The sequence below is a fragment of the Natronolimnobius baerhuensis genome, from assembly GCF_002177135.1.
Taxonomy (GTDB): Archaea; Halobacteriota; Halobacteria; order Halobacteriales; family Natrialbaceae; genus Natronolimnobius; species Natronolimnobius baerhuensis.
Genome location: NZ_MWPH01000002.1, coordinates 263,635 through 284,122 on the forward strand (window position 1 = coordinate 263,635; position 20,488 = coordinate 284,122).

Annotated in this window: 24 protein-coding genes; 6 read left to right on the forward strand and 18 right to left on the reverse strand. The window is 61.3% G+C overall.

Annotated features, from left to right (window positions below; all coding sequences use genetic code 11):
* Nucleotides 1-64: 64 nt before the first annotated feature.
* The 4 genes from bioD to bioB form a co-directional block, all read right to left on the reverse strand.
* Complete coding sequence (gene bioD, locus B2G88_RS07565; RefSeq protein ID WP_054863735.1) at nt 65-778, reverse strand: dethiobiotin synthase; 714 nt, start codon at nt 776-778, stop codon at nt 65-67.
* Between the two features lie 2 nt (nt 779-780).
* The gene (locus B2G88_RS07570; RefSeq protein ID WP_087714932.1) at nt 781-1,989 is read right to left on the reverse strand and encodes an aminotransferase class I/II-fold pyridoxal phosphate-dependent enzyme; all 1,209 of its coding nucleotides are present in this window, start codon (nt 1,987-1,989) and stop codon (nt 781-783) included.
* A 78-nt stretch (nt 1,990-2,067) separates the two neighbouring features.
* Nucleotides 2,068-3,135, reverse strand: a complete 1,068-nt coding sequence (locus B2G88_RS07575) for a saccharopine dehydrogenase family protein (RefSeq protein WP_087714437.1) — start codon at nt 3,133-3,135, stop codon at nt 2,068-2,070.
* 19 nt (nt 3,136-3,154) lie between these two features.
* Nucleotides 3,155-4,252, reverse strand: a complete 1,098-nt coding sequence (gene bioB / locus B2G88_RS07580) for a biotin synthase BioB (protein WP_087714438.1) — start codon at nt 4,250-4,252, stop codon at nt 3,155-3,157.
* A gap of 239 nt (nt 4,253-4,491) precedes the next feature.
* Between bioB and B2G88_RS07585 the strand changes: the two genes are divergently transcribed.
* Nucleotides 4,492-5,310, forward strand: a complete 819-nt coding sequence (locus B2G88_RS07585) for a hypothetical protein (protein ID WP_087714439.1) — start codon at nt 4,492-4,494, stop codon at nt 5,308-5,310.
* Nucleotides 5,311-5,459: 149 nt separating this feature from the next.
* Here the strand turns inward: B2G88_RS07585 and sucD are convergent, their stop codons facing one another.
* Nucleotides 5,460-6,332 carry a succinate--CoA ligase subunit alpha gene (gene sucD / locus B2G88_RS07590; protein WP_054862810.1) on the reverse strand — a complete coding sequence of 291 codons (873 nt, stop codon included), beginning with the start codon at nt 6,330-6,332 and terminating at the stop codon, nt 5,460-5,462.
* Nucleotides 6,332-7,483 carry an ADP-forming succinate--CoA ligase subunit beta gene (sucC, locus tag B2G88_RS07595; RefSeq protein WP_087714440.1) on the reverse strand — a complete coding sequence of 384 codons (1,152 nt, stop codon included), beginning with the start codon at nt 7,481-7,483 and terminating at the stop codon, nt 6,332-6,334. Before sucC ends, sucD begins: the two co-directional genes overlap by 1 nt.
* A gap of 485 nt (nt 7,484-7,968) precedes the next feature.
* On the opposite strand from sucC, the gene B2G88_RS07600 reads away from it, so the two are divergent.
* Entirely contained in the window at nt 7,969-8,844 is an 876-nt protein-coding gene (locus B2G88_RS07600; RefSeq protein WP_054862809.1) for a UbiA family prenyltransferase, read from the forward strand.
* Nucleotides 8,845-8,877: 33 nt separating this feature from the next.
* Here B2G88_RS07600 and B2G88_RS07605 read toward each other — a convergent pair whose 3' ends face one another.
* Complete coding sequence (locus tag B2G88_RS07605; protein WP_054862808.1) at nt 8,878-9,105, reverse strand: DUF5795 family protein; 228 nt, start codon at nt 9,103-9,105, stop codon at nt 8,878-8,880.
* Nucleotides 9,106-9,318: 213 nt separating this feature from the next.
* On the opposite strand from B2G88_RS07605, the gene B2G88_RS07610 reads away from it, so the two are divergent.
* Complete coding sequence (locus tag B2G88_RS07610) at nt 9,319-9,636, forward strand: hypothetical protein (RefSeq protein WP_087714441.1); 318 nt, start codon at nt 9,319-9,321, stop codon at nt 9,634-9,636.
* A gap of 297 nt (nt 9,637-9,933) precedes the next feature.
* On the opposite strand, the gene B2G88_RS07615 is transcribed toward B2G88_RS07610, so the two are convergent.
* Nucleotides 9,934-10,185 carry a HalOD1 output domain-containing protein gene (locus tag B2G88_RS07615; RefSeq protein WP_054862815.1) on the reverse strand — a complete coding sequence of 84 codons (252 nt, stop codon included), beginning with the start codon at nt 10,183-10,185 and terminating at the stop codon, nt 9,934-9,936.
* A 331-nt stretch (nt 10,186-10,516) separates the two neighbouring features.
* Here B2G88_RS07615 and B2G88_RS07620 point away from each other — a divergent pair, with 331 nt between their 5' ends.
* The 3 genes from B2G88_RS07620 (at nt 10,517) to B2G88_RS07630 (ending at nt 12,528) form a co-directional block, all read left to right on the forward strand.
* On the forward strand, nt 10,517-11,356 hold the full coding sequence (locus B2G88_RS07620; RefSeq protein ID WP_087714442.1) for an aldo/keto reductase: 840 nt from the start codon (nt 10,517-10,519) through the stop codon (nt 11,354-11,356).
* Between the two features lie 121 nt (nt 11,357-11,477).
* Complete coding sequence (locus tag B2G88_RS07625) at nt 11,478-12,248, forward strand: hypothetical protein (RefSeq protein WP_087714443.1); 771 nt, start codon at nt 11,478-11,480, stop codon at nt 12,246-12,248.
* A 70-nt stretch (nt 12,249-12,318) separates the two neighbouring features.
* Entirely contained in the window at nt 12,319-12,528 is a 210-nt protein-coding gene (locus B2G88_RS07630) for a DUF7333 family protein (protein ID WP_054862806.1), read from the forward strand.
* A gap of 32 nt (nt 12,529-12,560) precedes the next feature.
* On the opposite strand, the gene B2G88_RS07635 is transcribed toward B2G88_RS07630, so the two are convergent.
* The 10 genes from B2G88_RS07635 to B2G88_RS07680 form a co-directional block, all read right to left on the reverse strand.
* A complete protein-coding gene (locus B2G88_RS07635) occupies nt 12,561-13,148 on the reverse strand; it encodes a hypothetical protein (RefSeq protein WP_140408827.1) in 588 nt (195 codons plus the stop codon).
* A gap of 126 nt (nt 13,149-13,274) precedes the next feature.
* Nucleotides 13,275-14,246: a phosphoadenosine phosphosulfate reductase family protein gene (locus B2G88_RS07640; RefSeq protein ID WP_087714444.1), complete on the reverse strand. Its 972-nt coding sequence runs from the start codon at nt 14,244-14,246 to the stop codon at nt 13,275-13,277.
* Between the two features lie 335 nt (nt 14,247-14,581).
* Complete coding sequence (gene wecB / locus B2G88_RS07645; RefSeq protein WP_087714445.1) at nt 14,582-15,691, reverse strand: non-hydrolyzing UDP-N-acetylglucosamine 2-epimerase; 1,110 nt, start codon at nt 15,689-15,691, stop codon at nt 14,582-14,584.
* The gene (locus B2G88_RS07650; RefSeq protein ID WP_087714446.1) at nt 15,691-16,773 is read right to left on the reverse strand and encodes a hypothetical protein; all 1,083 of its coding nucleotides are present in this window, start codon (nt 16,771-16,773) and stop codon (nt 15,691-15,693) included. Before B2G88_RS07650 ends, wecB begins: the two co-directional genes overlap by 1 nt.
* Before the next feature lie 396 nt (nt 16,774-17,169).
* The gene (locus tag B2G88_RS07655) at nt 17,170-17,751 is read right to left on the reverse strand and encodes a DUF7110 family protein (protein ID WP_087714447.1); all 582 of its coding nucleotides are present in this window, start codon (nt 17,749-17,751) and stop codon (nt 17,170-17,172) included.
* Nucleotides 17,752-17,984: 233 nt separating this feature from the next.
* Nucleotides 17,985-18,329 (reverse strand): glutaredoxin family protein, encoded by a 345-nt coding sequence (locus B2G88_RS07660; protein WP_087714448.1) that lies wholly within the window; start codon nt 18,327-18,329, stop codon nt 17,985-17,987.
* Between the two features lie 78 nt (nt 18,330-18,407).
* Nucleotides 18,408-19,040, reverse strand: coding sequence for a class I SAM-dependent methyltransferase (locus B2G88_RS07665; RefSeq protein WP_087714449.1), 633 nt, complete (start codon nt 19,038-19,040; stop codon nt 18,408-18,410).
* Nucleotides 19,041-19,106: 66 nt separating this feature from the next.
* Nucleotides 19,107-19,334: a hypothetical protein gene (locus B2G88_RS07670; RefSeq protein ID WP_054862804.1), complete on the reverse strand. Its 228-nt coding sequence runs from the start codon at nt 19,332-19,334 to the stop codon at nt 19,107-19,109.
* A 40-nt stretch (nt 19,335-19,374) separates the two neighbouring features.
* Nucleotides 19,375-19,842 carry a DUF6691 family protein gene (locus tag B2G88_RS07675; RefSeq protein WP_087714450.1) on the reverse strand — a complete coding sequence of 156 codons (468 nt, stop codon included), beginning with the start codon at nt 19,840-19,842 and terminating at the stop codon, nt 19,375-19,377.
* Nucleotides 19,839-20,405, reverse strand: coding sequence for a YeeE/YedE family protein (locus B2G88_RS07680; protein ID WP_087714451.1), 567 nt, complete (start codon nt 20,403-20,405; stop codon nt 19,839-19,841). Before B2G88_RS07680 ends, B2G88_RS07675 begins: the two co-directional genes overlap by 4 nt.
* Nucleotides 20,406-20,488 lie beyond the last annotated feature (83 nt).

Sequence of the window (20,488 nt, forward strand, 5' to 3'; positions counted from 1 at the left end):
TTCATAACACACTACTATATGTTTTTGGACTATCTGCTCCAGCCGACCTATCCGGGTAGCAGTCTCAGTCGGAGACACCCGCAACTCGCTCGAGGAACTCACTCGAGAGGGCCTCAACAACCCCGTCCGAAAGCGTTTCTGGATTACCCTCGAGTGGCGGCACCGTCTCAACAGAATAGCCAGTCATGCGCTCGATTTCGGCGGGATTCGTCCGCTCCGCGAGCGTGTCGCCTACGTACTCGTTACAGACGAGGCCGACAACGTCGATGCCGCGGCGCTCGAGCGCGTCGACCGTGAGCGCGGTGTGATTGAGCGTGCCCAGTCCCGAACGAGTGACGACGACGGCGCTGGCCTCGAGGTCGGAAACGAGGTCGATTACCTCGCGGTCGCCGGCGAGTGGAACACGGAGGCCGCCGATTCCTTCGACGAACGCGCGTTCAGCCCGCTCACACTCGTCCCGGCAGGCTGCCAGTATTTCCTCGTAGGAGAGCTGTTCGTCGGCAATCTCAGCTGCGACGCGAGGCGCGAGCGCCGGCTCGAGATACCGTGAACACGTCGCCGCGTCGCTGTCGCCACAGGCCTCGGCGACGAACGCCGCATCGTCGTCAGGCGGGTGACCCGTCTGGGCGGGTTTGATCGCTCGAGCGTCGAGTCCCAGTGCTCGAGCGTGTCGCGTGAGCGCCGCAGTCAGAACGGTTTTGCCGACGCCGGTTCCGGTTCCGACGACGGCGACCGGTGAAATGGCGTCGCTCGAGTGTTCGCCGTTGCTCTCTGCCATCGTTATAGCAGTCCGAGTTCGTCCCCAACCGTTCGAAACGCCTCGAGGCAGGCTACGATATCTGCTTGATCGTGTGTCGCAAGCGGCGTCACGCGAAGGCGACTTGTGCCCTCCGGAACAGATGGCGGGCGAATCGCGGGGGCGACGATACCGCGTTCGCGCAGCCCCGCGGCGAGTGCGAGCGCGCCAGTGCGCTCACCAACGATCACCGGCAGAATCTGGGAATCACCGGGCACGTCGAACCCCATCGTCTCGAGGCCGTCCCGGAGGTGGCTGACGTTCTCCCAGAGACGTTCGCGGGCGTCGGTATGTCGCGCGAGGTGTAACGCCTCGCTGGCTGTCGCGGCGGCCGGCGGCGTGAGCCCGGTCGAAAAGACGAACGAGCGGGCGTCGTTTACCAGACACTCGATCAAGGCGTTACTCCCGGCGACGTAGCCACCCTGACTGGCGAGTGCCTTCGAGAGTGTCCCCATCTGGATCTGGACGCGATCCTCGAGGCCTTCGGCCTGGACGACGCCACCGCCGTCGACGTAGAGCCCGGTCGCGTGGGCCTCGTCGACCATGACCCAGGCACCGAACTCCTCGGCGAGGTCACAGATCGAAACAAGTGGGGCAACGGTGCCATCCATGCTGAAGACGGTATCGGTGACGATGAGCCAGGATTCGTCCGCCTCGGACGCGCTCTCGGAACGCGCCTCGAGTTTTGAGCGAAGGTCGGGAACGTTGCGGTGCTCGTAGACGACCGCTTCTGCGTTCGAGAGTCGACAGCCATCGATCAGACTCGCGTGATTCAGTTCATCCGAGAAGATAACGTCGGGCTCGAGAGCTGTAATCGTTCCCACGTTGGCTGCGTATCCCGAGGGAAACGCCAGCGCGCGCTCGGCCGATTTCGTCTCGGCGAGCAGGCGCTCGAGGTCGCGATGAACCATCGTATCGCCGGTGACGAGACGGCTCGCACCCGCGCCTGTACCGACGGTGGCAGCCGCCTGTCTGGCCGCATCCTGGACGCGCTGGTCGGCCGTCAGCCCCAAATAGTTGTTCGAACCGAACACCAGCGCCTCATCGGCGTCGAGAACCGGTAACTCGCTCCCAGAGGCCGCAGCGAAGTAGCCTCGCTCGGCAACCCGGTCGACGGGCGACAGCGTTCGTTTCAGTTCGCGTTCCTCGAGCGTGGAGCGCCGATTCTCGAGGTCGAACCCGCGATCTTCCATTCGCGTGAAGGAAGTCATTGCCGTGGTATCACTTTCACGGTTCTCGTTCGTCGATGGAGGCATGGACACACGGGTCACTCAGAACCGAGGAAGCAACTCCGCCGGGCCGAAGACGCCGTATTCGCCGTTTCGATTCCGCCGCACACCGGCTTTGAGGTAGCCCAGTGCGGGGCCGTTGACGTTCGCCTCCATGCTCGTCTCATCGCCCAACTCGAACGTGTTCGTCGCCCGCTCGCCGTCGAACGTCCGACCGGTCACCGACACCGTAGTCGTCGTCGGTTTTTCGTCGCTGCGAACGTCGAGGATGCCGCCGACGGTCACATCAGCAGCGTCACAGATCCCCGCGCGCTCGAGGAGCACATCGTCTGCGTGTTCCATGTCCTCGAACTCGAGGACGCCGTCGTGGTCGTCGATGATCGCCTCGATGTCGGCGTCGGCGAGGTCGCGCGCGGTCTCGATGTCGTATCCTGGCAGGTGTGCAATGTCCTCGCGGACGGTCCCCCGGTTATCCTCGTAGCCCGACTTCAGGCCGACGCCCCACCAGATGTCGACGGACTCGACCTCGACGAACGAGTGGGCGGCGAGCGCGGCCGCGCCGGTGAGAAAGCCCGGCGTCGCGCCCGCCCCGCAGATGAACGTGATTCCGGCATCCTCGAGTGCGTCGCGTCGGTCCTCGAGCATGCCGATCACGCGCGAGCGTTTGAGCACGTCGATCAGGACGCCCGAGTAGCCGGCCTCGATGAAGCGATCTGCCGTTCGCGGGATGAAGTCGTGTTCGTAGTTCGGCAGGGCAAGCAACACGGCATCAATCTCTGCGCCCGCATCGATGATCGCCTGAATCGGCTCGTCGGTTGCGACCGCCTGCTCGGAGGCGACGACGCCGCGCTGGGTGCCGTGCTGCTTGACACCAGAACCGCCGCTCGTGGCCGTGTCACCGCCATCCGTGGCCACGTCATCGAGGCCACTATCGATATTCCCCTCCGTCGCCGCCAGCAGTTCCTCGACCGCCAGTCCGTCAGCGTCGAGTGCGACGCCGTGGCGGTCACACGCCGCGACCGGCGTCAACGCCGCCTTGTGCTGGCTGACCTCGAGTGCTCGTCGTCCGATACCACCGGTTCCGAGTACGGCAAATGTAATTTCGTGCATGGTACTCTGTTCTAATGGTTCAGTCGTCACTCGACTCTGCGGTCGCGCTCGTCGCAGCCATCTCGTCCTGTCTCTCGTGGCGTCGTTTCACGGCCTCGGGGTCGAACTCATTGACCGACCGATTCGGCTCGAGGCCCGCGCGCTCGATGATCTCGAGGTCTTCGGCGGGCGATTGGCCCTCTGTCGTGAGATAGTCGCCAGTAAGGAGGCCGTCCGCGCCGGCCTCGAGGGGCAGGTGCTGTTCGTCGGGTGCAAGATTGACCTCGCGGCCGCCGGTGAGTCGGACTCGCGACTCCGGATGAAGGAGTTTGTACACCGCGACTGTTTTGATAATCTCCTCGCGAGTGATCTCGACGCCCTGCTCGGCCAGCGGCGTCCCGGGAACGGGATTGAGGACGTTCACCGGCAGCGACGAGATGCCGATCTCCTGGAGCGCCACGGCGGCCTCGACGCGATCCGTCGGCGTCTCGCCCATCCCGAGGATGACGCCGGCACAGAGGTCCATCCCGGCGTCTTTGGCCACCTCGAGGGTCTTCACTCGGTCGTCGAAACTGTGCGTCTCGACAATTTCCGGGAAGTACCGCGGCGAGGTTTCGATGTTGTGATTGTAGTGTTCGATTCCCTCGGCGGCCAGTATCTCGGCTTCCTCTTCGGTGAGAATCCCCAGCGAGGCGTCGACCTCGAGGTCGCACTCGTCGCGAACGAGGCGAATCGACTCGAGGACTTCTTCCCACTCCTCTGGTCTGTGTTCTTTCGAGACGCCTTTCTCGGCGACGACGATTCCGAAACGCTGTGCGCCGTCGGCTTCGGCGCGTTTTGCGGCCTCGAGAATTGTTTCGGGGCCGAGAAAATCGTAGGTGTCGATGCCGGTGTCGAAATGGACCGACTGCGCACAGAAGCCACAGTCTTCGGCGCAGTTACCCGCTTTCGCGTTGACAATCGAGCACGCATCGACGGTGCCATCGCCGAACTGCTCGCGAACCACACCGCCGGCCTCAGCGAGTGCCTCGACGGGTTGGGCGAGCAGCGCCACCCCATCGGTCCGGTCGAGGCGTTTCCCGGCGAGTACGCGCTCGAGGGCGTCGTCAACTGTCGGATTCCCAGTCTCGTAAACCATAGTTTCTAGGCATGTTGACGAGTGTATAATAGTTACGAAGGCTACGTGTTCGTTCGCGAGTCACTACTCGAACGACTGTCGGACGATCAAAAGTGACGCCAGTAAAGCAGAAACTCGAGTTTTCAAACAGTTGGTCACCATCGGACGACGACCCGGCCGTTACGCTCATATAGAAAACTACTAATGATGCGTGAGTGATAAAATTCCAAAACTTAATTACATGGGATTATGTACCTCCTATGAGTGAGTCCATGACCGATAGTACGATTGGGGAGCATTCGGGCGACAGCGGGTTCGATGTCGGGGCAAGCGCCGACGACCTCTTTGGGGCAATCGCAGACGAACAGCACGCGTCGTCGGCCGTCGACCAGGGCACGGCCCGACCACCGACCAGTGACGCTAAATCGTCGACAGCCAGTGACGCCGACGCCGGTACTGGCGGTGTCGAAGATCAGACCGCAGCAAGCGTCTTCGGCCAACTCAAAGCCGATACCGACACCGTAGAGCAGACGAGTGATGACGTCCTCGAGGGCGAGACACCGGAAGACATCATCGCAAGCGCTGACGAACCGGTCGACGAACCCGACTCGACCATCGACGACGCGTTGCTCGCCGACGAGGACGAACTCGAGGAACTCCTCCTTACAGGGCGGACGAAAGACGAGGAGTTCCTCTGGGTCGATCCAGATGGCGTGGCCGACGCCGAAAGCGAGACGGTCGACTCGGAGACGGACCAGTCAGACGCCGAGAGCGAGACAGTCGGTACGGACGAGGCGGCAACACCCGAAGCGATGACAGCCGAAATCCTCGAAGACGATGGCAAGTCGGCGACTGCGAGCGACTCAGAGACAGACGACAGCGACACGACTAGCAGTACGTCCCCGATTTCCGACTCGGAACCGGATACTCCCGAATCGATCCCCTCACTTGAGGCCACTCGAGCCGACGAACCCGCCTCGAGTGACGCTGACCCAGCCACAGACGCAGACTCCGAAGACGACTCGTCTTCGAAGCCCGGCTTCATCCGGCGCGTCCTCGGTGCCCTCTCTCCGTTTTAGTTGTTCGCCCACGTCTCCGGTCATGGACATCGCGGATTCGTTCGTTTTGAGTGCTCGTCAGAAGGCTCTCTGGAGATGTCTCTATCTCGAGGACGTCTGTAGAACTGAAACACGCGAGCGAAAACGGTGCTTGCTGCGTGTCGGCTCCGTTAGCCGAGGAACTCTTCGATGTGGTCAGCGACTTCTTCCGGCGTGTCGCCGACAGGGACGCCGGCGTCGTTGAGCGCCGAAATCTTGCTTTCGGCGGTGCCGGTTCCGGAGCCGGAGACGATTGCGCCGGCGTGGCCCATGCGCTTTCCTGGCGGCGCCGTTCGGCCGGCGATGAAGCCAGCGACGGGCGTGTCGACGTGTTCGTCGATGAACGCGGCGGCTTCCTCTTCGTCTTCGCCACCGATCTCACCGCACATGACGATAGCGTCGGTTTCGTCGTCGTTCTCGAAGAGTTCGAGGGCGTCGACGAAGTCGGTGCCGATGATCGGGTCGCCACCGATACCGATGGCGGTGGTCTGCCCGATGCCACGGTTGGTCAGGTTATCGACGACCTGGTAGGTCAGCGTCCCGGAACGCGAGACGAGACCGACGTTACCATCCGAGAAGATGTTGCCGGGAAGAATACCGAGTTTGGCCTCGCCGGGCGTGATGAGGCCAGGACAGTTCGGACCGATGAGTCGCGTATCGGTCTCGGAAAGGCGCTTGTTGACGCGCGCCATGTCCTGTGTCGGAATACCTTCCGTAATCGCGACGGCGAGGTCGAGATCCGTATCGAGTGCCTCGAAGACGGCATCGCCCGCGAACGCTGGCGGGACAAAGATGACCGACGTGTCGGCGTTCTCCTCTTCGACGGCCTCGTGGACCGTATCGTAGACGGGAACGCCGGCGGCTTCCTGCCCGCCCTTGCCGGGGACCGCACCGGCGACGACGTTCGTGCCGTACTCCATCATCTGTTCGGCGTGGAACTTTCCTTCCCCACCGGTGATGCCCTGTACCACGACGCGCGTGTCGTCGTCGACTAGTACGCTCATTATTCGTTCACCTCGTCAGCGTATGCAACAGACCGCTGAACCGCATCCTCGAGGGTCTGTTCGACCGTCACGAGGTCCTCGTTGAGAATCTCCATTCCCTCTTCCCAGTTGGTCCCCGCCAGTCGAACGACGACCGGCTTTGGAATCTCGTCGAACTGCTCGAGTGCTTCGTTGATCCCCTTGGCGACCTCGTCGCCGCGGGTGATGCCGCCGAAGATGTTGAAGACGACCGAGTCGACGTTCTCGTCGGAGAACACCATATCGAGCGCGTTCGCGATCCGGTCGGCTTTCGCACCGCCACCGACGTCGAGGAAGTTCGCTGGCTCGCCGCCGTAGTGGTCGACGAGGTCGAGCGTGGTCATGACGAGACCGGCACCGTTGCCGATGATCCCGACGTTGCCCTCGAGACGGACGTAATCGAAGTTGTATTCGTCAGCCTTTTGCTCGAGATCGTCGCCGGTGCTTGCGGCTTCCGCTTCCATTTCAGCCAGTTCAGGCTGGCGGAAGAGTGCGTCCTCGTCGATGTTCATCACGGCGTCAGCCGCGATGACCTCGTTATCCGAGGTGACCATCAGCGGGTTAATCTCGGTGTCGGAGGCGTCGCGGTTGGCCCAGAGTTCGTAGAGCGTCGTCAGGACACTCGAGACGTCGCGGGCGACCGACTGGTCAACACCAGCGTCGTAGACGGCCTTGCGGGCCTGGTATGGGTGCATCCCGAAGGATGGATCGATGTGTTCCTGTGCGATTGCATCAGGATCTTCCTCGGCGACTTCCTCGATGTTGACGCCACCTTTGGTCGAGACCATCGCGACGGGTTTGCCCTCGCCGCGGTCCATCGTGATCCCGACGTAGAGTTCGTCCACGAAGTCGACTGCTTCCTCGACGAGGACCTGTCCGACGTGGTAGCCCTTGAGGTCCATGCCGAGAATGTCCTCGGCTGCCTCGCGAGCCTCCTCGGCGTCATCGACGAGTTTGATACCGCCGGCCTTGCCCCGGCCGCCGACCTGTACCTGCGCTTTGACTGCGACTGGATACCCGATCTCATCTGCCGCGGCAACGACGCCGTCGACGTCAGAGGCGAGCTGTGATGCCGGCGTCGGAACCCCAGCATCGGCGAAGACCTCCTTCGCCTGATACTCGTGTAATTTCATGCCATTCGAAGGGGCGTTCCGACCTTGCTTAAATCCTGCCAGTTTCCACTCGCGAGCGGAATCCATCGACGTGCATGAACTTCGGTGAGGAAACTGCTGAGACACTACTTCAGCAAGCCAGAGATTTCTGCTGAATCAAAACTATGCAACCGTGGTACGCGCCCAGTCGTCGAAGTTTGTCCACAAGGTACCCAGATGAGGACTCGAATCAACAGTTTTCTTGTGAAGTCACATTCGCCGTTTACCTGTCGGATATCGTCGCTGCGTGCCAAATAAATCACGAAAGACCATCCAATTTATCGCCACCCATGGCCACCGACCGAAGGGTTTGACTCGAGCGCGCGCGTAGGGTCTTCCGACTCGCTCGAGATGGGGACGGGACTACAGACACGCGCCGGTCCCCCAGCATCGCCCGTACACGACCGCGTCGGCACCCACCATCCGATGTCACATTCGTCTCCACCCTACTCGGAGGCTGGCCCGCGGTGACGACCACCCACGCACAGTCGCGAGCGCACCGCTGGCGTTCATCGCTCGAGACGATCTGTCGCGTGCTGGTCCACAGCAACCTCTTTATCTCACTGGCGACGATGAGCGTCGTCGTCACGACAGTCGTGCTGGCGGACCTGCCACTCGAGCCGATTCCGCTGTTTATCGTCTTCGGCGCGACCCTGTTCGTCTACACCGTCAACCGATTTACCGACCTCGAGGAGGACGAAGAAAACGTCCCGGATCGAGCGGCGTTTACGAAACGCTACGGGCGGCTGTTGTTGGGAATCGGCATCTGTTGTTATCTCGGTGCGATTGGCGCTGCGGTCGTCCTGGGGGTGCCGGGTGCGATTTATTTGTTGTTGCCACTCGTCGCCGCGGTGTTGTACTCCGTCGGCGGGATCAAGCGACTCTTGCTCGTCAAGAACCTCTTCGTCGGCGTCGCCTGGGGGTTGCTCCCGCTGGGTGTTGGCTACTACTACAACAGTCTCTGGACGCCAGAAATCCTGTTTCTCGCGGGGTACATGACCGCGATGATCACGATTGCAGCCGTCATCTTCGATATCAAAGACATCGAAGGCGACCGTGCAGAAGGGATTGCAACGGTGCCGAACACGGTCGGCGTTCCGTGGACACGACGGCTGTCACAGGCAGGGAACGTCGTCGTCGTCGCAACGGCGGTTCTCGTCATCGTCACAACGACTGCGCTCTCGAGTGTGTTCCTCGTTGTCCTCGCGATGAACGCCTACGTCGCCTGCTACATTCCCTTCGCGACCGCTGAGCGCGGGCCGCTGTTCTACGGGTTCGTCGTCGACGGCGAACACGTTTTTCTCGCCGCACTCGTTATCGCCCTCGAGTTCGTGCTCTGGTAGGGAGTCGTCGGCTCGAGGCCATCACCTGGCTACTTAGTCACGGTCCGTTTCGCCCCAGTCACACTCCTGGCACTTCCAGCCGGTGACCAGTTCCGTGATCGATGGCATGTACGTCACCTCGAGCACGTCACCGCCGCAGTCGGGACAGTCCCGATCAGCGTCGGTCATCGAGTCGGTTTCCATGACGCTGTCGTCCTCGATCAGTTCCGCGAGTTTCTGCGCTGTGACCATTCGTCCCTGAACGACGCGATTCTCGCTCACACGACTCTGTCCGACCGCAACCCTCCTAAGAGTGCCGGAGGCGAGAGCCGACAGCTGTCTATGGTCTGTCCCGACACCAACATAGTGCGGTGAAAGCGACCGTCTTCAAAACAGATAAATACGGATTCTCAGCACTCGAGAGTCGTCTCTATAGGTGGGGCGGCCTGTAGCTGCGGGCACAATGGTATAGGGTCGCTCCCACGTAGGAGCGGTATGGAAACGCGATGGGTGACGGTCGACGGCGTTCGAATCGAACTGCCAACCGACTGTACGGCAGGCCAGTTGCGGGAGGCGCTGCACAAACCCGACGAGACGGTGCTGGTCGCTGTTGCCGGTGATCTCGTCTCGGTCGTTCACAACGATGATCAGCAACTTGCGGAGATGGTCGCCGGCTGCGCTGAGACGTACTACTTTACACACAGCGACGAACCCAGTCGAAACGAGGTGCTGTCAGCCCCGGATATCGAACGGGCAGTCGCCGATCCAGTTGGCGACGAAACCACGTTCCAGCGGCCAGGGATTGACCACTGAGACGGATTGCCGTACCGATGGACGCGCAGGCGCTGCCTGGTCGAGGGTGTGCCGAAACTGGCGGACAGGAAATCGTCTGAGCGTGCCCTCGAACGAGCCAGACCCCATCGCCGGATATCCTCGTTCGAATTCGAACGCCGCCGCCCGGATTTTCGCGGTTGCGGTTCCCCGAACGGCTCCTCGAACGCGTAGTGCGGAGTTGCCACTCACTGTAACAGGGAGACAGCACTCGAGGGCTATCCTGATCCACGCCCTGGTCCCACCCCCGTCCGCTCGAGACGGACGGACAATCGTGAATCAGTTAACCGAGAGTGTGGTCTCGTCTTCGGTGAAGACAATCTCGATATCGTGGCCCGCATACGGGAACTCGATGCGTCCCGTTCGTGGCGCACCAGTTGTAGTTGGACTAAACACCGCCGTCAATGCATCGGGATCAACGGCGTCAAACAGCGGCGGCAGGTCAGTCGGGTCAGTATCACGCTTTGTGGCGACTGCGGTAACGATCTGTTCGGAGAGATTGGTATTGTCTGTCTCGAGCATCCGCGTCATTGCTACGTAGGGCCACACTCCGCGGTTAATAAGTTACGGAACTCGAGTGGATATAGTAACGGGTAAACACAGAGAATAGATTATTTATGTTTTGGTCGACAAACTCATGTAAGTGCCACTATCGACAATTATTTTTCGATGTGATTTATATGACCGTCCAGAAATATAGCTATCAAGCCATCCATTCTGCCAGTCCATACACTGAATTCGGATTACTTCCCATGTCTTTCAGTTTCCGTGACGTGTCTGTGGAACAAGAGAGTGACGTCACGCACGCGTGTGCATCTCTGCAACCCCAACTGCTTTTCAGGGCCGCGACATTGTCCGTCACATGACGCTCAATGACGTCGACGCAATCGACTCGACACTGTGTCCAACCGCAAATGGCATGCCGATGCTCGGACTCGGTACGTGGCAAGCCAGCGGCGACGACTGTACCAATGCCGTCCGGACAGCCCTCGAGTGTGGCTATCGACACATCGACACCGCACAGGGCTACGACAACGAAGACGCCGTTGGCGCAGGCATCGCACAGTCTGACGTCGACCGCGACGACGTGTTTCTCGCAACGAAAGTCTCGAGTTCGAATCTCTCTCATGAGGACGTCCTCGAGACGACGCGCGACAGTCTCGACCGGCTCGGTGTGGAGTCAATCGACCTGCTGTACGTCCACTGGCCCTCGCGCACGTACGACCCCGAAGGGACGCTCTCGGCGTTCTCCCAGTTGTACGACGAGGGACTGATCGAAAACGTCGGCGTCAGTAACTTCGAACCCGACCAACTCGAGCAAGCGGTCGATCTCTGTGATGCGCCGATTCTGGCAAATCAGGTCGAGTGCCATCCGCTGTTGCCACAGGAGCACATCCGCGAGGCCTGTGCGAACCACGATATCGAGGTCGTTGCCTACAGCCCGCTCGCCCGCGGCTCGATTGTCGATCAGCCCGAAATTCAAGACGTTGCAGCCAAACACGACGTCACCGAAATTCAGGTGAGCCTCGCGTGGCTGCGCGAAAAAGGAATTACCGCGATTCCGAAATCGGTCACGCCAGAGCACATTCGCGACAACTGGCGGTCGCTGACGCTCGACCTCGAGAGCGAGGATGTCGCGCAGATCGATGCAATTGACGAGACCAGCCGCGAAATCGACCCGGACTACGCCCCCTGGAACTAAGAACCCGCCGCTCGAGGCCGGGAAATCTCTGCTTACTCGATTGTGACCGCAATTTCGGTGACGTGTTGTCGGTGCTGAAAGAGAAGGAAAGTTTACGGTACACCGGCAGTTTGGCTTGCGTATGTCTACCCGCACACGGAATCGTGGCGGTGGTGGGATCGTCGGCGCGGTTAAGACCGACTTACAGCGGTTACACGGAGCTTGGATGGAGATCGTCTTCCCCAGGCAACGCGGCCGCGGCCACTCCGTCATGGGCAAGTGGGAGCCAGAAACGCTTCCACAGAAAATCGGCTACCGTCTCTGGAGCATCCTCGGAACGATTGGACTGCTCCTCATGTATCCCCTGACCGTCGTCGGACTGGGGACGCGCTACTACGCATCAAAACTCGACTCAACACGGACGCGACTCGGCATCGCGGGCGTCACCGGTATGGCGCTGGTGGGCTGGGGACTGCTCACGCTCATCTGGGGCGCGATGTCCTACATGGAGCAAGTCGACATTCCGGTCGAATCCGTCATCGCCGTCGCCGCCGCAAGCGGTGTTGCGACGCTGTCGGCCGCAATCGCCTCGCTGTTCGCCAAAGTCGGCGGGCGCATCACGACCGTGGTCTTCGCCTATCCCTTCGGGATGACCGCGCTGTTCCTCCCGCCGGTCGTCGCCGCACTCGTCACGCCCGCCCTCGAGCCCTACGTCCTCGAGCCGAGCTATCAGTTCGCCGCCTGGCTGCTCGCGAACCCGCTTGCGATTGGCGGCATCAACGAGTACCTCTGGGCGAACTTCGAACTCGAGGGGGCGGCCTACGCGGCGATGTGGATCGGTTTCTCGTTCGTCCTCGGATGGTTCCTCGGCATCCTCGTCTCGCTGGCGAATCTGGTTCGCCCGTCGAACTAACCGAAGACGTTCGGCCTCGAGACCGTCTGGTTTCCAAATATAATTACTCGAGGACGCCGAAGCGCCTGGTATGGCACTTGACCTCCCGAAAATGCTCGCGGCGTTCGTTGCAGTACTGGTCGTCGGCGTCGGCGCGCTGTTTGCCTTGCCGGAACTGACGCCGATGGCACCGATGACGACGCAGACGATCATGATGATGGTCCTGCCGTCGATGGCGATCTTCGGTGCGATCATGCTCGCAATCGGCGTCAAACACGGCGAGTACCGCGCGACGAACTGAGCGACTGTGGTTTTTTGCGGCGTGGATTGGCGTTACTGTGGGCTCGCCGCGCTGGATGCGCTGCGTCGTTGCAGCCCGGCAAGCCCGAGCAAGTACGAACTGAAGAGGATGAAAAACCAGGTGTCAGCCCACGTCCCGTAGCCGTACTCGGACATCGTTGCCATCGCCGCGATGAAGACGAGAACACCTGCGCTGGTTAGCAGCCGGGCATTGACGACCTGGTCGCCGTTCATCACGTTGCGAGCAGTCACGCCAGCCATTCCGCCGAGCAAAACGTACAGCCCGAGGAGTACACCGGAAACCAGTGCTCCGACCGGCGTCAGCGTGCTCTCGAGGCCCACACCAATGAGCAGCGCTGAACCGACGCTGTAGCCGACGACTGGCCCGCAGACGAATGCACCGAGAGCGGCGAGTCCGGATCGAGCGTCCCTCTCGAGGCCGATCCGATCCCCAACACAATAGCAGCCGACACCCACGGCGACGACGCCGATCCAGGCGACGGTCCAACTGGCCTCGAGCCAGTTCCAGAACGGGTTCGCCGAGCCGAGCGCAACGGCGGCTTCACCGAGACGCACGACAAACGCGAGCAGCGCCGTCGCCATGAACAGTCTTCGGTACACGCACGAACTGTCTGAACGTAATGTATAGTAGCTGCCGATTCGCGAAAGCGCTGGCGCTGACTGAGAGTATGAACGCAAAAACGCAAACCCGCGTGAATCAATCACTGAGGCGTTGACGCCTCGAGTCTACATGTAACCGAGGTCGCGCAGGCGCTCCATCAGGTCCTCTTTGTCCTGGGCGCGGCCTGCGCGCTCGGTCGTCTCCTCGAGATTCTGCAGCCATGCCGGGTCCTCTTCGGTCTTTTCGGTGCTGATCTCGCTGCCGAGCGAGCGGAAGCCTTCCCAGTACTTCGGCGAGACTGGGGTGTCCGCAGGCTCGAGGTCGTCCGGAAGGTCGTCTTTGCTTTCGGGGACGTAGCCTTCCTCGGGGAACGCATCGACCGTATCGGGAACGACGAAGTCCCAGAAGGCCTCCCAGACCGCGGCCTCGTCGAACTGCAGGATGGGCTGGACGCGGTCGTGGGGCGGGTAGATGTCCGGGTCGTGGCGCTCCGAGAAGAACGTCTCGTCGGCGCGTGCTTCCTGTTCGTCCCAGCGGACGCCCGAGAGGATGCCATCAATGTCGTGCTCCTCGAGTGCGTCGTTGAGCGCGACGGTCTTCAACAGGTGGTTGCCAGCGTAGGTGTCGAGCAGGAACGGGAAGGTGTCTTCGTCGTACTCGAGGATGTTCTCGACGTGGTGCTGGTTGTGGTCGTCGAGGTCCGCGATTGGGATGTCGTCGCCCGGCTCGAGACCGTTTTCATCGACGTACTGGCCGATGTCCTCGTTGCGCGCGTAGACGACCTCGAGATCCCACTCGTCGGCCCAGGAGTCGACGAAATCGTGGATCTCGTCGAAGTGCTGGTAGTGGTCAATGAAGATTGCGGGTGGCACCTCGAGATCGAAGCGCTCGGCGACCTGCGTCACGAAGTACAGCACGAGCGTCGAGTCCTTTCCGCCGGTCCACATCACGGCCGGGTTCTCGTACTGCTCGAGACCCTGTCGCGTGACCTCGATGGCCTTTTCGATCTTGTCGTTGATGTGTGGATAGTCCGCGGGGTCTTCGCCGGTACCATCGTCGTAGTCGACGTCGACGTAGTCGGGGAAGTTCTCCGTCATTTCGTGTAATTACATATAATTACCTCACTTAAACCCTTTGGGGGAGCGGAAACCTCTGACGGAATTCGCGACGAGAAAACAGACACGGCTACTTGCCCGGGAGGACGGCTGTCGGCTGCCGGGCGAAAATCATCGAACGGCCGGTTGCTGTGCCGTGGTGGTGTCTGTGACGTGTCCTCGAGTTCTGCTCTGCCTACGGAGTCCGTGAAACGCCGGCCAGTCGACCATCGATTCGTCGCGAAATCCCCATCACAGCCCGCACAGTGGAAGCGGCAACATTAGGGAGGACCACAACTCGAGATTATCTCGACGAGACGCTGTGTCGTCCTCCAGTGTCAGTCGAGCGACGGCGCTTTGATCCGTTGCTCTGGGTCGACGGCCTCGAGTTCGTCCTGTAGCAGGGCAACGATCCGGTCGCTGGCCGAGCCGTCGCCATAGGGTTGCGGGCGCGGATCCAGTTCCCAGTCGGTGACCAGCGCCTCGCGGATCAAGTCCGTATTCGGCCCGACGAGTTGGTTCCAGCCACAGTCGACCGTCTCCGTCCACTCGGTTTCCTCGCGCATGGTGAGACAGCGCGTCCCGAGGAAGAACGCCTCCTTCTGGACGCCGCCGGAATCCGTTGCGACTCGCTCTGCGCCGTCGAGTAGGCGCACGAAATCGAGATAGCCAAGGGGTTCGACGATCTCGAGTTCCTCGTTCGCGCGCTCCCAGAGCCCGTACGACTCGAGGCAGTCGACCGTCCGCGGGTGCGCAGGGAAGACAACCGGCAGCGGTGCGCTCGCGAGGCCGTCCAGAATCGCCTCGAGATTGTCCCGGTCGTCCGTGTTGCTCGCCCGGTGGACCGTCGTCAGGATGAACTCGTCGTCGGTGAGGCCGAGGTCCTCGAGAATCGTTGTGCTCTCTCGTGCGCGCTCGCGTGCGGCGAGGATTGCATCGTACATCACGTCGCCCGTCCAGTGGACGCCGTCGACGATGCCCTCGTTTGCGAGCGCCTCGACTGCGGCTTTGCTTGGCGCGAAGCACATATCCGAGGCGTGGTCCGTCAGAATCCGGTTGATCTCCTCGGGCATGTCGCGATTGCCACTTCGCAGTCCGGCTTCGACGTGGGCGACGACCACGTCGCGCTTCGAGCCGACGATTGCGCCGGCGAGCGTCGAGTTGGTGTCGCCGTAGAGCAAGATGGCGTCGGGGTCGGTCTCCTCGATAACCGGCTCGAGTTCGGCGATCATCCGCGCTGTCTGGCGGCCGTGGGTGTCGGATTCGACGCCGAGGTTGTACTCGGGTTCGGGGATATCGAGTTCGTCGAAGAAGACGTCGGACATCTCCTTGTCGTAGTGTTGGCCCGTATGAACCAGCACCTCCTCGCCCACGTCGCGGAGCTTTCGAGACACAGTCGCGGCTTTGATGAACTGCGGGCGCGCGCCGACGACCGAACAGACCCGCATCAGTTGACCCCCCGTGGCGAGAGGTTGACTTGAACCGGCTCGGTACTCGTCTCGCTGTACGCCAGTGCAACGTCCGAAATAACGTCCGTGAGATTCACCATGTCTTCGACGTAGTCGTTTCGCCGCTGCTCCCACCGCTCGGGAGCCGAATCATCCGCAAGCAGTTCCTGTGAGCGTTCTAGCACTGCCTCGAATTCTCCGATGTTCTCGACGAGACCCTCCTTCTCGAGTTCGACGAAGTTACCCATGTCGTCCTCGCCGACGAAGGAGTTCGAACGGAGCGCGGGCGTGCCAAGCAGCGCCGCCTCGGTGATCATCGTCTGCGTGTCCGCGACCAGTAGATCGGCCTCGTTGAGCGCGTCGTGCATTCGCGCCGGGTGGAGATCGAATTTCCGCGCCGGTAGGTCATCGTACTCGAGATCCCCGCCCTCGTCCGAGACGAAAATCGTGGCGTACTCTGCGAGTTCCGAGAGGAGTTGTCGGCGCTGCTCAAGGGAAAAGCCCTGTCGTCCCACGTCGTGGTGGCCGTTGAAGGCGTTGAATCGGACGATGGCATAGGATTCGTCCGGTTCGACGCCGAGGTCGTCACGAACCGACTTGTTGGCCTCGAAGACGTCGGGATGGAGATACGCCGATTCTTTGAAACCCTCAAACTCGTAGTGTTTCGCGCCGAGGTCCTTCTGGAACGCAGCGGGCGTCAGAAACGCCTGGACGAACGGCCGAGAGACGACGTGATCGAGCGACGGCTCGGAGTCAAGCACGGCGATTGCCGGCGTCCGTGTGATCGTCCCCGTATAGGCCGCATAGGGTCCGATCCCGAAGATTACGTCCGGATCGAACTCCCGGGCCTGCCGGCCGATTGTCGCCAGATGCGCCGGCAGTTCCCAGGCCAGCGAGTGCAACGATTCCGAGCGATCACCGTAGGTCTCGTAGGGCACGTCGTGATATGAGAGCAGCGTTTCGGTGAACTCGTCGTTACGCGCGAGAACGAGCACATCGTGTCCATCATCCTCGAGTCGGTTGACCGTGTGTTTGTACAGATGGACGTGTGCCGGCGTGTTATTAAAGAAGAGACAGCGCACGTCGTATCACCTCGTAGCTCATGACACCTACACCTTCCAACACGCGCTATATCGTTATCAGCGTGCTACTGGGAGCAGCGACGATAGTTCGCTCGAGGCGCTGTGACGCCGGTCGGTTTTTCGTCGCGTAACGGTTCGATTGTCGACAGCGTTTGCGCCATCAATACCGTATTGGGCCACCGTACAGTCGAAATGGACTGCTACCTGCCTGTTGTCACTCACTACTGCAGGCGGCGCCTCCATAGGCCAGCCGTACGCCTCGCTTGCACCCGTGGGGACGTCCCATTCTTCTCTACGGACTCCCCGCCGACGCCATCGCTGATCAAAAACAGTGTTCTCACTCGAGAACGAATGAGTGTGGCGTCTGGAGAGACACCAGAACCAGTCGATGCGGTGTTAGTCGCTGATGAACTTGTTATCGCGCCAGTTGACACCGCCGTCGCCGGAGCCGTGGTCGCGTGGCCCCTCGACGACCTCGATGTCGGCCGGGCGTGGTTCGCCGTCGACAATCCGGGTCGCCTCGAGCGTGCCGCCGTGTTCCGAAATGGCGGTTAGCGTGCCCTTTTCGGCGGCTTCTGCGATTGTACAGAGCACGAGGAACATCTCGTACTGGAGCAAGGAGTTCTGGAGCACGGTCTCGCGGTCGCCTTTGAACGCGGCGAACTCGACGAGTTCGGACTCAATCTCCTCTTCTTCCTCTTCGTCCCAGCTAAAGGACTGACGGCGCTCGTCGGGATCTTCCTCGTACACCCGGTTTTCGGTCACGCTGGCTTTCAACTGTGCCGTCGGCGTGTATTTACTGACCGACTGGTCTTCAGCCACGGCTTTCAGGATGAGGGTGTTGTTTCGCCGCGTGATCTCCACATCGTTGATCCCCTCTGGATACTTCGCTTCGTCGATATGCTCTCGAAGGTCTTCGAGGGGCAGTTCGAGCGTCGAATGCAGCCGATAAACGTGTCTGGAATCCTCTGTTGACATAGTGGGAAGGTTGCGGCGACGGTCGCTTGGTTGTGAATACGTGGGCGTGACTTATATGATCTGCTATTAAATGCGTCGCCTTTGACTACGGATAAATTTAAGTCTCCCTTCGTAGTGTGTTTTTCTCTCGAGGGCCAGTACCTGCCACACAAGCGATATTGGGGTCACTGGAATTACGTCTCAAATCGAATATTTGACTGAGAACCGCGAGAATCCGCACAGGTGCGCGCGGACTACTCCGCGTTCAGCGTCTCGCCGAGTTCGTCGCGTTCGTCGAGTTCCTCGAGAATGTCCGACCCACCGACGAACTCGCCATCGACGTAGGTCTGTGGAATCGTCTCCCAGCCGCTGTGTTCGTTGAGTGCCGTTCGATACTCATCGAGCGACTCGAGGACGTCGACCGTTTCGTACTCGTCGCGATGGTGGTCAATCAGGCCGAGTGCCTTGCGGGAGTAACCACACTGGGGCATGAGCGCAGTGCCTTTCATGAACAGCACGATCTCGTTCTCCTCGAGAACCTGTTCGACTTCTTCGGTGACTTCGTCCTGATCGAGACCCTGGTTCGGTGGGAAGTCCATACCCACCTGTATGGACGTCAGAGGGATAGACTTTGCGTCGTCACCATCCGATGTCTCGCCTCGGTATGCGTGACTCACTCAGTAGTCCTTGAGTCGCGCGAGAAATACCGTCCAGTGTGCGTCCTCGTCGGCGAGTTCGTCGCCGACCAGCCACTCGTCGCAGATGTCGAAGCCAGCGTTCCGTAACTGCTCGCGCGTCCGCTCTGCACCAGCGATATGCCACTGCATTTCGACGCCGCTCTCGAGCCAGTCCGGATTCGTCCCCTGCCAGTCGTTGGTCCCCTCGGTCATGAGCACGAATCCGTCCGGACGCAGCACGCGCGCGAACTCGTCGATGACCGCCTGATGATCGTCTTTCGGGACGTGAATCACCGAGTGAAACGCCGTGACGGCATCGAACGCGTTCGTTTCGACTGGCAGCGCCGTCATGTCGCCGCGGGCGAGCGACACGCCGGCTGTGGCCTCACGTGCAAACCGCAGTTGCTCGCGCGACAGATCGATGCCGAGCGTCTCGAGTTGCGGCTCATCGGTCAGACACTCTAGGACCGGCTCTCCCTGCCCACAGCCAACATCGAGCAGCCGTCCGGACTCCGGGAGGCGCTCGAGAAGTCCCTCGAGTAGTTCGCCTTCTCGGTCATCGGGGTCGCGCTCGGTGGCGTAGGTCTCTGCCAGGCCGTCGTAGCCCCGACGAACGACGTTTTTGTCGACCATACGATGTGTTCGGACACCTGCCTGTTAGGCGTTTGTGTCGTGTATGGAGAACTAACATAGAACACGCTAGGACCGGAGCCACCGATACAGCCCAACTGCACCGATACCCGCGATAACGAGCCAGCCCGCAACGGCCAGGGCCGCCAAAACTGGTGCGCCGGCCCCTGGACCCGGTAAACGTGATCCCGTGCCCTCGAGCAGGCCCAGCCAGCGAGCACCGAAGATGGCGACGGCTAGCAGACAGATGAGGAGCACTCGCGTGCGAAGGTGTCGTTTGTACGCCTCGAGGCTCATTTGGTCAGCGATACGACGGTCGTGACAAAAAGCCGCCCGGTCAGTCGGCCGCCGTGGCCGGGGCGTCCTCGTCAGCGCGACTCGAGCGGACGAAGCCCTGGATGTACGCGCCGACGAACATGCCGGCGATGCCGTAGAGGATGAAGATGTTTCCGACGCCGAGGCTCGCGTAGGCTGCGCCGGGACAGATGCCCGACAGCCCCCAGCCGACGCCGAAGATGCCGCCACCGAGGACGACGTTCCTATCGAGGGTCTTCAGCCGACGGGCGTAGACGCTCCCGGTCAGGGGTGCGCGTTCTCGGAACAGTCCGATGCCGAAGAAGGTGATGCCCGTGATGACCGCCGCACCACCCATGACGAACAGCAGGCCGAAGTCATCGAAGTTCAGGAAGTTGATCACGACCTCGGGCTGGGCCATGTGGCTGAACCCGAGTCCGAAGCCGAAGATCAGGCCGCCGACGAACACCAGCGGCATGAACAGCGGGTGCTGTTCGTGTTCGGCACTCATGGACTCACCCCCAGTGCCGCAACCAGTTGTGCCACGCCGATTGCCACCAACAGGAAGGTCGCGACGCCGACGAACGACGCACTCGAGGCCGAGCCAACGCCACAGACGCCGTGGCCGGAGGTACAGCCCTTCCCGACGCGGGTGCCAATCCCGATTAGAATGCCGCCGAGGAACAGCCGCCAGGGCTGGACATCGGTCAGCCAGAGCGTGATCCCGCCGACATCGTACAGTTGGCCGGTCGTGGCGGGCTGGTAGAGCCCGCTCGAGACGAGGCCGGACTGGAAGGTTAGCGCGTAGACGGCCGCGCCCGCGACGATGCCGAGCGTGAAGACGACGCGCCAGTCACGCGAAGGACGATACTGTTGGAAGCGCGAAAGACTCGAGCCGTACGAGAGCGTCGACTCGAGGAAGGTACTCGCGCCAGCGGCGATACCAGTGCCGAAGTAGATCACGGCGGTTCCCAGCCCGACGAGGAGGCCACCGACCGCGTAGTGGCTCACCCCGTTGGGGAACAACTCCGCCGCCAGTCCGACGACCAGCGAGAGCTGCAGTGTTGCAGTCATTATACACGCAAAGGAATCGTCTGCCTATCAATGCTCCCCACGCGGGGAAACTTGTGCATATCTCGGATATCCGTCTACGCTGG